Below are 13,929 nucleotides of genomic sequence, written 5' to 3' on the forward strand. Positions count from 1 at the left end.
TTTGTCTTTTGTGGCAGCTTTGCCACGCTCACTGTCAACGCGCTGCCCAGCAACGAGGAACAAGCCATGTCTGCGCTCTACGGCACATATGCCCGGTCCGATCTCGCCTTCGAGCGGGGCGAGGGCATGCGCCTGTACGACCAGCATGGCCGCGAATATCTCGACTTTCATTCCGGCGTCGCCGTCAATGCCCTGGGCCATGGCGATCCGCATCTGGTCGGGGCGCTGAAAGCGGCCGCCGACAAGGTCTGGCACACGGCCAATACCTTTACCATTCCCGAGCAGGAGCGGCTGGGTCAGCGGCTCGTCGACGCGACTTTTGCCGATGCGGTGTTCTTCACCAATTCGGGCGCCGAGGCGCTCGAATGCGCGATCAAGACGGCACGGCACTATTTCTGGGCCAAGGGCCAGGAAGACCGCTATGAGGTCATCGCCTTTACCGGGTCTTTCCACGGCCGCACGCTCGGCACCATCGCTGCCGGCGGCAATCCTGACTATCTGCAGGGCTTTGGCCCGGCCACGCCGGGGTTCAGGCATGCCACGCCCGGCGATCTGGACTCGGTCAAGGCGCTGATCACGCCCCAGACCTGCGCCATTCTCATCGAGCCGGTGCAGGGCGAGGGCGGCGTTACCGCCATGAGCGCCGAATTCATGCAGGGCCTGCGCACCCTGTGCGACGCCAACGACATGCTGCTCATTCTCGATGAAGTGCAGTGCGGCTTCGGCCGGACGGGCCGGTTCTTCGCCTATGAGTGGTCCGGTATCACGCCCGACATCGTTGCGGTCGCCAAGGCCATTGGCGGCGGCTTCCCGCTTGGTGCCTGTCTTGCACGCGGTGATGTCGCGGCCTCCATGGTGCCGGGCACGCATGGCTCCACCTATGGCGGCAATCCACTGGCCACCGCGATCGGCAATGCCGTGCTCGATCGCATCCTGGCCCCCGGTTTTCTCGACACCGTCAATGCCATGGGCCAGAAACTGACCTGGCACCTGCAGCAACTGGCGCAGAAATATCCCGACCACGTGCTCGAGCTGCGCGGCAAGGGCCTGCTCACCGGCATCAAGATTGCGACGCCCGTGCGCGACATGGTCACCCGCCTGCGCGACGACCACCAGCTTCTGGCCATGAGTGCCGGGGACAATGTGTTGCGGCTTTTGCCACCGCTCATCGTGTCGGAGGCCGACATCGAAGAGGCCATTGGCAAGATCAGTGCCGCTCTCGATGCGCTCGATGCCGAAACGGCGGCAGCGGCAGGGGCGGGCTCCTGATGCGCATGACCTTCTATCATTTCGGACGCCGCCGAGGTCGCTGCCCGGCCTAGTTGGCCAATGCCGGACCGGCACTGGCCGCCCCACCTCTATAGCGTCCAACATAAGGAATCCGGCCCATGACGACCGGCACCCCGAGACATTTTCTTTCCATCGACGATTTTTCCTATGCCGAACTGCGCGGCATGCTCAACCAGGCCGGGGCGCTCAAGGCCCGCCTCAAGGACGGCGATCGGCCCCAGCTCCTCAAGGACAAGGTGCTGGCCATGATTTTTGAGCGCCAGTCCACCCGCACCCGTGTCTCCTTCGACGTCGGCATGCGCCAGCTCGGCGGCGAGACCATCATGCTTTCCGGCCAGGAAATGCAGCTTTCCCGCGAGGAAACGCTTTCGGACACTGCCAAGGTGCTGAGCCGCTACGTCGATGCGATCATGATCCGCATCCTCAGCCATGCCGATCTTCTTGAGCTGTCGGAAGCCGCCACCGTGCCGGTGATCAACGGCCTGACGCGCCGTGCGCATCCGTGCCAGATCATGGCCGATCTCATGACCTTCGAGGAGCACCGCGGCCCCATCAAGGGCGCCAAGGTTGCCTGGGTGGGTGACAGCAACAATGTGCTGCACTCCTGGGTCAACGCGGCCGAGCTCTTCGAATGCGAACTGACCATTGCGGTTCCGGACGAATACAGCCCGGAAAAGGACCTGATGCAGGACATCAATCGCGCCGGAAAATTCGTCAAGCTGACCGAGGATCCGCGCGAAGCCGTGGCCGGGGCCGATCTCGTCATCACCGATACCTGGGTATCGATGGGCGACGTTGACGTGGCCGAGCGCCGCCGGGTCTTGAAACCCTATCAGGTGAACACCAATTTGATGGCCTTGGCGGACAAGAACGCCTTGTTCATGCACGACCTGCCGGCCCATCGCGGCGACGAGGTGACCGACGAGGTCATCGACGGGCCGCAGTCGGTCGTGTGGGACGAAGCCGAAAACCGCCTGCATGCCCAGAAAGCCATTCTGTGCTGGGCCTTCGGAGTCGAGACGAACTAGACGGAACCATCCGTCGTCTCAACGCCCCAAACCGCCGCCCCCGCGAAAGCGGGGGCCTTTGTTTGTACCGGGAAATCGCCGCCGCGCGGCTGTCCCGGTGGCGGATTGCTGGCGCATCGCGACCCGAAGGCGTAGCCTAAGGAAAGACCGAAATATGACCCCGGAAACGACCATGACCGACAATCTGCTCTCTTCGCTGGGGCTCGATCGCCCCGAGTCGGGCGACGATGCCGTGGTGCCCTTCACCCTTGATGAACTCGATACCCGCGGCCGCGTGGTCCGGCTTGGCGCCGCGCTCGACACCATTCTGAGCCGGCACGACTATCCGCTTCCGGTCGCGCGGCTACTGGGAGAGGCCGTCGTGCTGGCAGCGCTCATCGGCTCTTCGCTGAAGTTCGAAGGGCGTTTCATCCTCCAAACTCAGACCGACGGGCCGGTTAATCTGATCGTTGTCGATTTCGACGCGCCCGACGGTATGCGCGGCTATGCCCGCTTCGACCAGGACGCGGTGGTCAAGGCCGCCGAGGAGGGGCGGATCACGCCGGCCGACCTGCTCGGCAACGGCCATCTGGCCATGACCATCGACCAGGGGCAGCACATGGAGCGCTATCAGGGCATTGTCGCGCTGAACGGCAATTCGCTCGAGGAAGTGGCTCACACCTATTTCATGCAGTCCGAGCAGATCCCGACCCAGGTGCGGATCGCGGTGGCGCAGATGACCACCAAGGGCGATCATCGCGCGCGCTGGCGGGCGGGCGGCATGCTGGTGCAGCACCTGCCTGCCCATGGTGGATCGGTGATGGCCGATTTGCCGGGCAATGGCGATTTCGATGATCCCGCCATGGCCGATCCCGACTTCGTGGAGGCTGACGGCTGGGCCGAGGCCAAGGCCATGCTGGCGACAGTTGGTGATCTCGAACTGGCCGATCCTGACCTCTCGCCCGAGCGGCTGCTGTTCCGGCTCTACCACGAAACCGGCGTCCGGGTGTTCCCGCCGCAGGATCTGGTGGAACGCTGCACCTGTTCGCCCGAGCGGATCGAAGACATGCTGGCCACGAACTTTTCCGCCGAAGAGCGGGAAGACATGACCGTGGATGGCGAGATCGAAGTCGTCTGTGAATTCTGCTCGGCCGCCTACCGGTTCAATCCGCACCAGTTCAACTCGGACGAGTGATCTGAAACCGGTCCGGCGGGTCATGTATCGACCTGCCGGACCGTGCCTCCCTAGAGTTTGACCGCGCTCCTGCTTGCCAAGGGCGCGGCACTCCGTAAAATTGCGTACAAAATGCACCAGAGGCGGGGGCACTCTGATGAATGCCGACTTGATGTCGACAATTGAAAACCTGCAGAGCCAGACGCGGGCAGATGTCATTCTCGACATCATGAACGGGGCCATACAATCCTATGGCTTTGAGAAATTTATCATTTCCGGACTTCCAGATCGCGGCCAGGACGTGCGGCCCTTTGTGCTGTTGTCCGGATGGAATGCGGAATGGTTCGACCGCTATACGGGCCTCGGCTATGTGCATCTTGATCCGGTGGCACGCCACTGTTTCTCGACGGCTTTGCCGTTTGAATGGGCCGATGCACCCTATGATGCCGAAGCGGACCTGCCGGCACGCCGGGTGATGGAGGAGGCTCGCGACTTCGGGATGCATGAGGGCTTTTGTGTGCCCGTGCACATGGAGGGGGGCATGCAGGGCGTGGTTTCGCTGGTCGGCGGCCAGCCTGACCTGACCGAAAAGACCCGGCTGGAACTGCACATGCTGGCGCTCTACGCCCATGGGCGGATGCGCTTTCTCAACACCACAATCCCCGAGGGCGGCAGGCGGCGGGCCATTACCGCGCGCGAGGCCGAAATTCTCAAATGGGCCGCCGGGGGCAAGACCGCATCCGACATTGCCGATATTACGGGCCTCACGGTCCGCACCATCAACCAGCACTGCGAGAATGCCCAGAAGCGGCTGGGCACCAGCAATCGCCTGCACACCGTGGTCGAGGCCATCCGGCACAAACTCATCAGGCTTTGATTGTCTCACATTTGAGACAACTTGTGATTTCTACCAATTTCGCCCCGGGTCCCGCCCGTGTCTAGCTAGCCCGCACATGGAGTGGCTTGGGGGGCAGGCCGGATGCTGGTTCATATCTTGCGCACACCCGCCGACGCGGCGGGACAGGCGCTGCTGGAAGAGCACTACCGGATGCGGCACCGGGTCTTCGTTGACCAGCAGGGCTGGGAAGCCCTGCGCCGCCCCGATAGTCGCGATGTCGATGCCTTCGACAATGACGACGCCACCCATATCCTGATTACCAGCCAGAGCATTCTGGTTGGCGGGTCGCGGCTGACCCCGCTCGACCGACCGAACTTGCTGCAGACTGTATTTAACGGACTTGTGCTCGGAAATCTCCCCGCTGCACCTTGGCTTGGGGCTGATTGGACGCGCTTTTACGTGCGGCCCGATCGACGCCAGGGCCGGCGGCGCACTCCCGAGTCTGCAGCCCTTTTCTGCGCGGTGATGGAACATGCCCTGTGTGAGGGGCTGGCCTATATCACCTTTGTTTCGTCCATCTACATGCTGGAGCATGGCACCAGCGTGGGCTGGAAGATCACCCCGCTTGGCCCGCCCGCCATGATCGACGGCAAACCGACGATTGCGGCCTGGATCGAGGTGTCGGAAGCGGCCCTTTACAATGTCCGCAAGGCGACCGGCATGCAGCGCATTCTGGTCCTGGGCCATCGCTGCATGGCGCCCGGCGCCGAGCATCCACCAGTTCACTAGGCCAGGCCATGCAGCAGGCGGTGGCATTGATCACGGCCGTGTTGGGCAGCGCGCAAAACGCCGACCAGGTGTTGCACGAGGCCCTGTGCGCCGAGGTCGACCCGCTGCACTGGTGCGCCATGCGCTTCGGCGTGGATGAGGCCGAAGTGATGCGCCGCGCTGCGCTCCATGCGGGGCTCGCGTTTCACGACGCCATTCCCCATGATCTGGCGGAGGCGTTTCGTCCCGAAATCGTGGATCATCTCCATGATATCCGCATGGTCCGCCCGGCACCGCCGCATCACCGGCTCGGTTATGCCGCCCCCGACTTCTATGGCGTCCTGCGCCTCGCCCGGGCGCGACATGCCGACCCCGATCTGGCCAATCGGATATGCCTGGTTCCGCCGCGTGCCTTGCGCGCATTCCTGCTCACGGCCACCGAAGACCAGCTTCTCGATGAGGCCCGGCAGCGGCTGGCGCGGCGCTGGCCGGGCGCGGTGGCTCAACTGGAACTGACGCGCACCCTGCGCTGGTGCGTCGCCCTATGCCTGTTCGCCTTTGCCATGCTCATGGTGTTGGCGCCGCTGATTGAACTCTATTGGCTCATGCCGGTCTGGGCTGTCCTGGTCGTGACCCCGTCCCTGGTACGGATGCAGGCCCTGTTGGAGCCCGCGCCGAAACACGAGGGGCCGCCATCGGATATCGCCGATGCCGAGCTGCCGCACTACACCATTCTCGTTCCCATGCACGACGAAGCCAATATGGTGGACCAGATCTGCCAGTCCCTGCGGCGATTGAATTATCCGGTATTATGTAGCAGTCACACCTAAAAAGGCCAAGGCCAACGAATAGCGTTGGGGTATGATATTCCCATGTCAGACCCTCAAGTTATCAATACCCTCAGAGCCAAGGCTAACCAGCTAGAGGCATTCATTGCCAAGGCCGAGCGCGACATAGACCGGGCTCGTGCGGACCTGGCCCATGTCCGCGCAACCATGACGCTGTTTGAAGCGCCACGCGAAAACGGCCAGCCGTCCTACATGAACGTCAATGCGCTGTTCCGGCGGCGTGAACTGGCCACGCTATGCAAAGAGGCGTTGGCCAGTGGCCCGATGAATACGCGGGAGCTTGCGGCATGGGTGATCCAGCATAAGGGGCTGGATGGTGATGACCGCTATTTGCGTACGGCTGTAGCGCTTCGGATTGTTCAGGCGCTTACCATGCAGGCGAAGCGAGGCGCGGGCGTAGAGCGGGCGGGTAAGGTGAGCAATGTGGTGTTGTGGGCCCTACCGCCGTCTGGATAACCTACGCAACGCCCTTTTTCATAAGAAGTTCGAATGCCTCATCATAGTAGTCATCCATGATAAACCCAATAACCCACTCCGGGATTTGGAAAATCTCGGAGAGCTCGAAATCCTCAATCTTATTTGCCCAATAATCGGGATAGTATTTATCCCGCAAATATTTGGGGCAAAGGATGATCGCGGCCATCCATCGCGTGTCCAATTCTGAATTGAACATAGCGCTCGCGTGAGCAGCGAGAGGCTGGTTCTGTATTTCTTTGAGGAGCTTGATGAATTTTTCTCGGGTATCCGTCTTTTCAGCGTCGGTGTCAAAGACGTGCATCAATTCTTTCGTAAGCGCGTAGCGGCGCTCGAAAGGGTCGCCATCCAAAGCATCGCAATATCGGATTTCGGCAACGTCGAATTCGTCATCGTACCCACTAGTACGATCGGTATAGAGTAGGACGTAATGCGCCTGATGATTGGGGACCGGATATGTTATCGCCCAGATTTTGATTTCGCCGACGCCCGCGTGTCCTTTGTTGACCGTAGAGCGTAGGAAATCGAAGCTCACAGGTGCTTCCGTGAACTCCTGTTCAACAATTTTGTAGAGATCGCGGAAAAGCATAGATCGGCAATCCTCCTTGGATCGCCGATCTCATAAATGCGAAACCGTGTCAATGACTAGCGGTCGATGCTCTCAACGAGACGTGCAGAACCTGCGCGAATCTGAGATTCCGCCCGCACGATTTGCTCTGCAAGTTCGACTGCAGAGATGTTGTCTTCGCCGCCGCAAAAGAACTTTACGTTGCGCGTCCGCTGTTCCCCCGCAGGGAACAGCAGGTCGGCGGCGCGCTCTATAAGAGTCGTCATTATGCTCCCTCCTTCAAAGGTTGTTGCAGACAGTGGGCTTGTCACCATGCGATATATGCCCATGCATCATGTCTATATCAAGACGCGGGGCCCATATCGGCGAAATAAGCCAGTGTCAACCCTTAGTCTGCGCTAGTTCAGGTTAGCGGCACCTTAACGGGCCATTCATATGGTCGTAAAGGGGTAGCGCATTGAAAGTTCCCCCTTGGGGTAAATTTCCCACTATCAGCGCTGCCAATAGCCAGCCCAATTGCGGCTAACCGGATGGGTGAGGGATGCGCGGGCCGTCGCAAGGTACTGATGCCCGTTGCTGATGCGACGGTTATCCTCGCGCCAAGCCATTTCGGCTGCGTAGGCGTGTAGGTACTTGCCGCTGATATGGTGGTGGGTGCCAATCTCAGCGCGACGGAGACGCGAGAAGAAGCTCTCGGCTTGATTGGTATGAACGCCTTCTTCCGAATAGCTTTCCTGATGGTTGATCCGCTTGGTCAGGAACTTGGCGTGTAGCACGTCCCAATGAGCGGCTTCGTCGGCATAGACAGTGGCATCGGGGCTGATGCGGCTGGCGACGAACGCAACGCCGTCGCCTTCGCGCTTGAATACCTGGGTGAGCGTATTGCCGTCGCGTTCGCGGGCAGCAACCACGACCATGCGCTTGCCGGTCTGGTTGCGGGCAAGGCGACGGTCAACACGATCCTCTTTGCGGTTGGCCGGGCGGACGTGGCCGCCGAAGTAAGCGCCATCAACGGCGACATGACCGGACAGGCTTTCTGTCGTGTTCTGCTCAGCCTCAAGAGCCTCGCGGAGCTTGTGCGCAAGAACGAAGGCCGTCTTGTACTGAACGTTGAGGTCACGGCTCAGGTGGAGCGCCGCATAGCCCTTAGCGCCGTTGACGAAGATCGCAATGGCCAGCAGGTAGTCCCGGATAGCGAGCTTGCGGTTGGCGAAGATCGTGCCGGACGTTACCGAGAACTGATGGTTGCAGCCCTTGCACTTCCATATCTTGCGAGCCTTGAACGTGTAGCACTCGACGCTACCGCAACGGGGGCAAACTGCCTCGCCGTTGTTCTCAGCCCAACGGATATGACGGAAGGTTTCATGGGCCTTTTCATCCGACATACGGGCAACGGTCGCTAGCGAGAGCGTCCTTGCAGCCGATGTTAGAAGAAAGTGTTGCGTCATTTCCGGGCCAACGATTTTCGTTGACCTCATTCATATTAGTTGAAATGAGCGAGGTCAACACTTTTCGTTGGGGTTGACGCAAAAACGTTAGGTCGCTAAGTGTCATTGCATGACGCCAGAACAATGCCGTGCCGCTCGCGGATGGTTGGACCTGTCGCAGTCGGAGCTTGCCGACGCGGCAAAGGTTTCACTTTCCACGGTGCGGGACTTTGAGAAGGGGCGCAGAACGCCCATTGGGAACAACCTGACCGCCATGGTTGGCGCGCTCACAGCGCGCGGAATCGGCTTTCAGGAAAGCGGATTGACCGGCCCGTCTAGAGACGAGCCGGTTTGACGGAATCCCTAGTTTTTGCTAGGGAGCTATTGGTGGAGGCGACGGGAGTCGAACCCGCTGGCCGCTGGGTGGAAAGCCGCAGCCAGTACCACACCGCCCCCGCAAGGGGATGGCCCCGCCCGCAAGGGCGGAGCCGGGTTAATCAGGCTATGGCGGGCGCATAAGCGTTCTCCGTGGTTGTGTTCAGGGCGACGGTCAAAGCTCGCGAGGCTCCGTCGCCCTATCCTTTTCAGGATTCCGTAATTCGTTGAGGTCGTAATAGTCGCCGCCGAGTTTTAGCTCGGGCGGCACACGCCAACGCCCATCCTCATTGATATAAATCATCCCCTTCTGGCGGTTGAGTTCGTTATGAATGCCGCCAGCGCTGATTGACGGGTCGATCTCTTGAGCCTGCGTCACAACTTCCGACGCAGTAAGGCCGTCAGGCTTGGGTAGCAGCACTGTCAGCACTGCCCTTCGGATTGAGCCACGCGGAGCGCGTCCATCTTTGCCCGGCGCTCCAGGCGTTTGCGTCTCTGGAGGGCTAACCGGGAGAACGGGATGCAAGGGCGTGGACATCGAGTGCATGGCTTGCTGCAAGGCGGCTGCGTACGCAGCGCCACCAGCATCGAACAGGTCGGCCATGACTTGCGGCAGCGCTGCATCCAAAGCTTTGCGCACAGCCTTTTCAATGGTCGCAATGGCTGTTTGAACGGCTCGCTCTTTCGGGCTCATGGGACTCACCTTAGCAATTTGAGTGATCCCATTTGATCCGCAACTTACCCAAAGTCAACCCCAACCGCTCCCATTTGAACAGAATGGGAACAAAGAGGGGGTATAAAGTTCGTTTGGGTTAGGTGTGACTGCTACATAATACCGGAATTATCCGCCGGAGCGGCTCGACATCATGTTCGTGGTCGAGCGAAAGTCCGCAGCGACGCTGCGCGCCTTCGAGCGTCATCTGGGCGACATGCGCTTTTCCCTTGTATCGGTGCCCGACTGTCTGCCGCGAACCAAGCCCAAGGCGCTCAATTACGCGCTACCCCTCTGCCGGGGAGAACTTCTGGTGGTCTTCGATGCCGAGGACCGCCCGGAACCCGAACATCTGCGCCAGGCCGTGGCGTGTTTCCGGTCCAACCCTCAGGTGGAGTGCGTGCAGGCGCGGCTGTTGATCACCAATGGTCACAAGGGCTGCCTACCGGCTCTATTTGCCGGAGAATATGCGGCCCTGTTCACGGTATGGCTGCCGGCGCTGGCGGACTGGAACCTGGTGGCCCCCCTGGGCGGCACATCGAACCATTTCAGGCTCGATACACTGCGCGAGATCGGCGGCTGGGATTCCTACAATGTCACCGAGGACGCCGATCTGGGGGTGCGGCTGGCGCGCATGAAGTGTCGTACCATGGTGTGTCCGGCGGTGACCTGGGAGGATGCGCCGCGCGATCTCAATGTCTGGATGCGGCAGCGCACGCGCTGGATGAAGGGTTGGATCCAGACCATGGTGGTCCACAATCGCCGCTTTCCCGAACTGGTGGCGGATCTCGGCTGGATGCGCACACTGCTGTTCCAGATCGTGGTCATCGGCATGATCTTCTCGCCTGTGCTCCATGCCGGGTTCCTCGTCTGCATGGGCATCAAACTGGCGCTCGAAATTCCCCTGCTGCCCGCCTTCGGCGTCTGGTCGGCCGCCTGCGGTGTCGTGCTCGCCTTCGGCTATGGAGTCGCGTTCATTCACACGATCCTTGGCCTTCGCCGCACGGGCCAATTGGCGCTGCTGCGCTACCAATTGTTGCTGCCGGTCTATTGGCTGCTCATCGGCTGGGCGACGCTGCGCGCCCTGTTTGAGTTCGCGCACAATCCCTTCCACTGGCACAAGACGCCGCATCAGGTGAGTGTCGACAGGAAGGGGATGGAGCGGGTGAAGGGAATCGAACCCTCGTCGTAAGCTTGGGAAGCTTCTGCTCTACCATTGAGCTACACCCGCCGAGGCGCCGAGATAGATGCTGGATTTCCGCGCAGGCGTCAAGGTGGCCCGGAATGGTGGCCGTGCCTGCCGTACCTACCTCAGCTCGCTGCCTGAGAAGGAAAATTATTTCGCGGCCCCTGCGGGGGTCGCGTGCATATTGAGCGCGGTTCTCTACAAGCCACGGAAATAAATAGAGAAATCTCGCTCCCGGCCAAGGTCTCTTCACGTTTTTGCTGGCGGGGCGTCTACCGCTTGACAGCTGCCTGAAATCGATTTCATCATATGTGGGATCGGTCCCATAAGAGGCCGACGGGAGGAACCGGATCCGGCATGGCGACCATTACGGACGTATCCAAACGCGCGGGCGTCTCTCGCTCCACCGTCTCCAGGGTGGTGGCGGGAAACGGATATGTTTCGGAAGCCAATCGCAAGGCCATCGAGGCCGCGATTGCCGAACTGGGCTATCGGCCCAATACCCTGGCCCAGGCTCTGCGCTCCAACCGGTCCAATGTCATCGGCGCCGTATTCGTTGACGTCGGTACGCCCTATTTTGCCAACATGACCTATGGCGTGCAGCGCGCCATCCGGCCGGCCGGCAAGTCCCTGATGGTGTCTTCCGGCTTTGCCGACCAGGACGAGGAAGCGCGTGCCATCATCGAGTTGATCGATCGGTCCTGCGACGGGCTCATCCTTTATCTCGAACATCCCATGCGGAACGACGTGGCCGAAATGTTGCGCCGCGCCGATGTCCCGGTCGTCTCGATCGGCCACAAGCCCAGCCCCGTCTCGCGCGGTCAGGTCATGCTCGACAATTATGGCGGCGCGCGCGCGGCCATGCGCCACCTGCTCGAACGGGATCATCGGCAAATCGTCTATCTCTCCGGTCAGGCCGAGTTCGGTGACACCATTGCCCGCCGCGACGGCATGATCGCGGCGCTGGCCGAATACGGCATGGACATGTCGGACATCCATGTCGTCGCCGGTGAATTTCACCAGAGGTTCGGATACGCAGCAACGCTCGAACTCCTGGACGAGGACCGCGCGTTCACCGCGATTTGTGCCGGAGACGACGATATCGCCGGCGGCGTGCTGCTGGCGCTGCGCGAGCGGGGCGTGCGGGTGCCCGACGACATTTCCGTCATCGGCTTTGACGATGCCTTTCATGCCCAGCACATGTGGCCTCCGCTGACAACGGTGCGCCAGTGCATGGATGCGCTCGGCGAAGCTGCCGGCAATCTGCTGCTCACGCTGCTGGCGGAGCCGGAAACCGACCGCCTCAAAACGGTGGTCAATACCGAACTGGTCGTGCGGTCCAGCGTCGCCGCACCGGCCATGCATAGGGAGGGCGCTTAGAACACTGGTGCTTAGGAGGGTGAGGAGTTCCCTCCAGTCATCGTGCCGTCAGGAGGACGAGTCCACAACGATATGGGATCGTTCTCACATTCATCCACAAGGAGGAGTTTAACGTGGACAACAAGAAGATGAAGACCCTGAAAAGCCTCGCCATGGCGACAGTGGGCGTGGCCGCACTGGCGCTGTCCGCGCCTGCCATGGCGCAGGACGACAGGGTGGTGCTGACCCTGCATCCGATCGACAGCGACGCGCTGATCGAAAACTTCAATCCCAACAATCCGACCGGACCCCAGCAGATGGTCCGCGACTTCGCCTATGAACCGCTGTGGATCGACAATATCTGGAACCCGGAAGAGGACTTCCCGGCGCTCGCGACGTCTTTCGAGATTGCCGAAGACCTGATGTCGATCACCTACACACTGCGCGAAGGCGTCAAGTGGAACGACGGCGAGGATTTCAACGCCGACGACGTGGTGTTCACCTTCGAATACGCCAAGGCCAATGTCGATTACCCGATGGGCATCGACGTCTATGTCGAAGAAACCGACACGGGCACGGTGGTGAGCGCTGAAAAGATCGACGACTACACGGTCAAGTTCAATCTCAAGCACCCCGACGCCCTGGCGCGCTATGCACTGGGCGGCATTTATCCGCTTCCAGAGCACATCTGGGCCGAAATTGAGGACCCGAAGAACTTCGCCAACATCGACCCGGTCGCTACCGGCCCCTGGACGGAAATCGAAAACTTCTCGCGCTCCTCGGTCGAACTCTGCCGCAACGAAACCAGCCGCTACAACGAGGAAAATGCCATCGATTGCCTGCGCTTCCTGCAGCTCAACGGCAACGAACAGATCATTGCCGCAATGTCCGCAGGCGAAGTGGACTGGCTCGGCACCGGTCTGACCGATCCCGAAATCACCTTCACCCCGCAGAGTGAGTTCAATAACTACTGGCTGCCCGCCGGCGGCGATGTGAACCTGCAGATCAACACCACAAAGGCCCCGTTCAACGACCTCGAGTTCCGCAAGGCGCTCTCGGTCGCGATCGACCGCGATACGCTGGTGGATATCTCGACATTCGGCCTCACCACCCATACCCGCTTCCCGGTGGGCACGGGCGAGGCCTATGCGACATGGCTCGATGAAGCTGCGCTGGAGCCGTACACCTGGCTGATGCAGTACGATCCGGACCGCGCTATGGAACTGCTCGATGCTGCCGGTTTTGTGGATGCTGATGGCGACGGGTTCCGCGACAATCCGGATGGGACGCCGATCGCGTTCGAGATCAACATTCCCAATGGCTGGACCGACTGGATCAATTCGGGCCAGACGATCTCGGAAAACCTGCAGGATGTCGGCGTCAATGCCGTCGTCCGGACCATGGACCAGGGTGCCTGGAACGATAAGGCCCGCACCGGCGATTTCGACAGCTACATCATGTGGACCAATGGCGGGCCGACGCCGTACAACACCTACAATCCCATGTTCAATCCGCGCAACATGGAAGCCGGCCGCGTCGACTATCAGGCCATGCACCAGATGCGCCTGCCCGAAGTCGAGGAAGCCCTCCAGGCCTTCCGCAGCACTGCAGACCGCGACGCCCAGCAGGAACAGATGACGGCGATCCACATCGCCGTGGCCGAAAACCTGCCGATCATCGGGCTCTTCGCCAACCCCACCTGGTACGAATATTCCACCCGGAATTTCGAAGGCTGGGTCACCGAAGAAAACCCCTATGTGCGTCCGGTCGTGTTCGAGGGCACGCGTGAGCGCGTGATCCACGCTCTCTCGCTGAAGCCGATCAGCCGCTGACCCACGCGTTGCTCCCCGCCCGGGGCGGGGAGATGCCCACATTGTCCGGGACCCATGGTTCCGGACAATCA

15 protein-coding genes and 1 tRNA gene are annotated in these 13,929 nt (G+C 60.9%); 11 read left to right on the plus strand and 5 right to left on the minus strand.

Annotated elements, in window-relative coordinates; translation table 11 throughout:
• The first annotated feature begins 66 nt into the window (after nucleotides 1-66).
• The 7 genes from KIT02_RS15385 (at nucleotide 67) to KIT02_RS15415 (ending at nucleotide 6,381) form a co-directional block, all read left to right on the plus strand.
• Nucleotides 67-1,269, plus strand: coding sequence for an aspartate aminotransferase family protein (locus KIT02_RS15385; RefSeq protein ID WP_297579543.1), 1,203 nt, complete (start codon nucleotides 67-69; stop codon nucleotides 1,267-1,269).
• 119 nt (nucleotides 1,270-1,388) lie between these two features.
• The gene (gene argF, locus KIT02_RS15390) at nucleotides 1,389-2,318 is read left to right on the plus strand and encodes an ornithine carbamoyltransferase (RefSeq protein WP_297579546.1); all 930 of its coding nucleotides are present in this window, start codon (nucleotides 1,389-1,391) and stop codon (nucleotides 2,316-2,318) included.
• A gap of 172 nt (nucleotides 2,319-2,490) precedes the next feature.
• Nucleotides 2,491-3,492, plus strand: coding sequence for an Hsp33 family molecular chaperone (locus KIT02_RS15395; protein WP_297579549.1), 1,002 nt, complete (start codon nucleotides 2,491-2,493; stop codon nucleotides 3,490-3,492).
• Between the two features lie 151 nt (nucleotides 3,493-3,643).
• On the plus strand, nucleotides 3,644-4,348 hold the full coding sequence (locus KIT02_RS15400) for an autoinducer binding domain-containing protein (protein WP_297579559.1): 705 nt from the start codon (nucleotides 3,644-3,646) through the stop codon (nucleotides 4,346-4,348).
• A gap of 102 nt (nucleotides 4,349-4,450) precedes the next feature.
• Entirely contained in the window at nucleotides 4,451-5,098 is a 648-nt protein-coding gene (locus KIT02_RS15405) for an acyl-homoserine-lactone synthase (protein ID WP_297579563.1), read from the plus strand.
• Between the two features lie 8 nt (nucleotides 5,099-5,106).
• Nucleotides 5,107-5,907, plus strand: coding sequence for a hypothetical protein (locus KIT02_RS15410; RefSeq protein WP_297579566.1), 801 nt, complete (start codon nucleotides 5,107-5,109; stop codon nucleotides 5,905-5,907).
• Between the two features lie 42 nt (nucleotides 5,908-5,949).
• Entirely contained in the window at nucleotides 5,950-6,381 is a 432-nt protein-coding gene (locus KIT02_RS15415) for a hypothetical protein (protein ID WP_297579570.1), read from the plus strand.
• A gap of 1 nt (nucleotide 6,382) precedes the next feature.
• On the opposite strand, the gene KIT02_RS15420 is transcribed toward KIT02_RS15415, so the two are convergent.
• The 3 genes from KIT02_RS15420 to KIT02_RS15430 form a co-directional block, all read right to left on the minus strand.
• On the minus strand, nucleotides 6,383-6,988 hold the full coding sequence (locus tag KIT02_RS15420) for a hypothetical protein (RefSeq protein WP_297579573.1): 606 nt from the start codon (nucleotides 6,986-6,988) through the stop codon (nucleotides 6,383-6,385).
• A 56-nt stretch (nucleotides 6,989-7,044) separates the two neighbouring features.
• The gene (locus tag KIT02_RS15425) at nucleotides 7,045-7,233 is read right to left on the minus strand and encodes a hypothetical protein (RefSeq protein ID WP_297579576.1); all 189 of its coding nucleotides are present in this window, start codon (nucleotides 7,231-7,233) and stop codon (nucleotides 7,045-7,047) included.
• Nucleotides 7,234-7,458: 225 nt separating this feature from the next.
• The gene (locus tag KIT02_RS15430) at nucleotides 7,459-8,415 is read right to left on the minus strand and encodes an IS1595 family transposase (protein WP_297579579.1); all 957 of its coding nucleotides are present in this window, start codon (nucleotides 8,413-8,415) and stop codon (nucleotides 7,459-7,461) included.
• A 109-nt stretch (nucleotides 8,416-8,524) separates the two neighbouring features.
• On the opposite strand from KIT02_RS15430, the gene KIT02_RS15435 reads away from it, so the two are divergent.
• Complete coding sequence (locus KIT02_RS15435; protein ID WP_297579581.1) at nucleotides 8,525-8,749, plus strand: helix-turn-helix transcriptional regulator; 225 nt, start codon at nucleotides 8,525-8,527, stop codon at nucleotides 8,747-8,749.
• Nucleotides 8,750-8,944: 195 nt separating this feature from the next.
• On the opposite strand, the gene KIT02_RS15440 is transcribed toward KIT02_RS15435, so the two are convergent.
• Nucleotides 8,945-9,463 (minus strand): hypothetical protein, encoded by a 519-nt coding sequence (locus KIT02_RS15440; protein ID WP_297579584.1) that lies wholly within the window; start codon nucleotides 9,461-9,463, stop codon nucleotides 8,945-8,947.
• 172 nt (nucleotides 9,464-9,635) lie between these two features.
• On the opposite strand from KIT02_RS15440, the gene KIT02_RS15445 reads away from it, so the two are divergent.
• Complete coding sequence (locus KIT02_RS15445; RefSeq protein WP_297579587.1) at nucleotides 9,636-10,673, plus strand: glycosyltransferase; 1,038 nt, start codon at nucleotides 9,636-9,638, stop codon at nucleotides 10,671-10,673.
• Here the strand turns inward: KIT02_RS15445 and KIT02_RS15450 are convergent.
• Nucleotides 10,639-10,712 (minus strand) — tRNA-Gly (locus KIT02_RS15450). The two genes, KIT02_RS15445 and KIT02_RS15450, sit on opposite strands and share 35 nt — an antisense overlap.
• A 312-nt stretch (nucleotides 10,713-11,024) precedes the next feature.
• Between KIT02_RS15450 and KIT02_RS15455 the strand changes: the two genes are divergently transcribed.
• Together KIT02_RS15455 and KIT02_RS15460 are read left to right on the plus strand one after the other, a co-directional pair.
• The gene (locus KIT02_RS15455; protein WP_297579590.1) at nucleotides 11,025-12,047 is read left to right on the plus strand and encodes a LacI family DNA-binding transcriptional regulator; all 1,023 of its coding nucleotides are present in this window, start codon (nucleotides 11,025-11,027) and stop codon (nucleotides 12,045-12,047) included.
• Nucleotides 12,048-12,160: 113 nt separating this feature from the next.
• A complete protein-coding gene (locus tag KIT02_RS15460) occupies nucleotides 12,161-13,858 on the plus strand; it encodes an ABC transporter substrate-binding protein (RefSeq protein ID WP_297579593.1) in 1,698 nt (565 codons plus the stop codon).
• Nucleotides 13,859-13,929 lie beyond the last annotated feature (71 nt).

Origin of the sequence: Devosia sp. (assembly GCF_025809055.1) — a bacterium.
In the GTDB taxonomy this organism is placed as follows: Bacteria; Pseudomonadota; Alphaproteobacteria; order Rhizobiales; family Devosiaceae; genus Devosia.

Coding starts and splice junctions, on each gene's coding strand:
- KIT02_RS15385 (WP_297579543.1), top strand. CDS start 67: ATGTCTGCGCTCTACGGCACATATGCCCGGTCCGATCTCGCCTTCGAG.
- argF (WP_297579546.1), top strand. CDS start 1,389: ATGACGACCGGCACCCCGAGACATTTTCTTTCCATCGACGATTTTTCC.
- KIT02_RS15395 (WP_297579549.1), top strand. CDS start 2,491: ATGACCGACAATCTGCTCTCTTCGCTGGGGCTCGATCGCCCCGAGTCG.
- KIT02_RS15400 (WP_297579559.1), top strand. CDS start 3,644: ATGTCGACAATTGAAAACCTGCAGAGCCAGACGCGGGCAGATGTCATT.
- KIT02_RS15405 (WP_297579563.1), top strand. CDS start 4,451: ATGCTGGTTCATATCTTGCGCACACCCGCCGACGCGGCGGGACAGGCG.
- KIT02_RS15410 (WP_297579566.1), top strand. CDS start 5,107: ATGCAGCAGGCGGTGGCATTGATCACGGCCGTGTTGGGCAGCGCGCAA.
- KIT02_RS15415 (WP_297579570.1), top strand. CDS start 5,950: ATGTCAGACCCTCAAGTTATCAATACCCTCAGAGCCAAGGCTAACCAG.
- KIT02_RS15420 (WP_297579573.1), bottom strand. CDS start 6,988: ATGCTTTTCCGCGATCTCTACAAAATTGTTGAACAGGAGTTCACGGAA.
- KIT02_RS15425 (WP_297579576.1), bottom strand. CDS start 7,233: ATGACGACTCTTATAGAGCGCGCCGCCGACCTGCTGTTCCCTGCGGGG.
- KIT02_RS15430 (WP_297579579.1), bottom strand. CDS start 8,415: ATGACGCAACACTTTCTTCTAACATCGGCTGCAAGGACGCTCTCGCTA.
- KIT02_RS15435 (WP_297579581.1), top strand. CDS start 8,525: ATGACGCCAGAACAATGCCGTGCCGCTCGCGGATGGTTGGACCTGTCG.
- KIT02_RS15440 (WP_297579584.1), bottom strand. CDS start 9,463: ATGAGCCCGAAAGAGCGAGCCGTTCAAACAGCCATTGCGACCATTGAA.
- KIT02_RS15445 (WP_297579587.1), top strand. CDS start 9,636: ATGTTCGTGGTCGAGCGAAAGTCCGCAGCGACGCTGCGCGCCTTCGAG.
- KIT02_RS15455 (WP_297579590.1), top strand. CDS start 11,025: ATGGCGACCATTACGGACGTATCCAAACGCGCGGGCGTCTCTCGCTCC.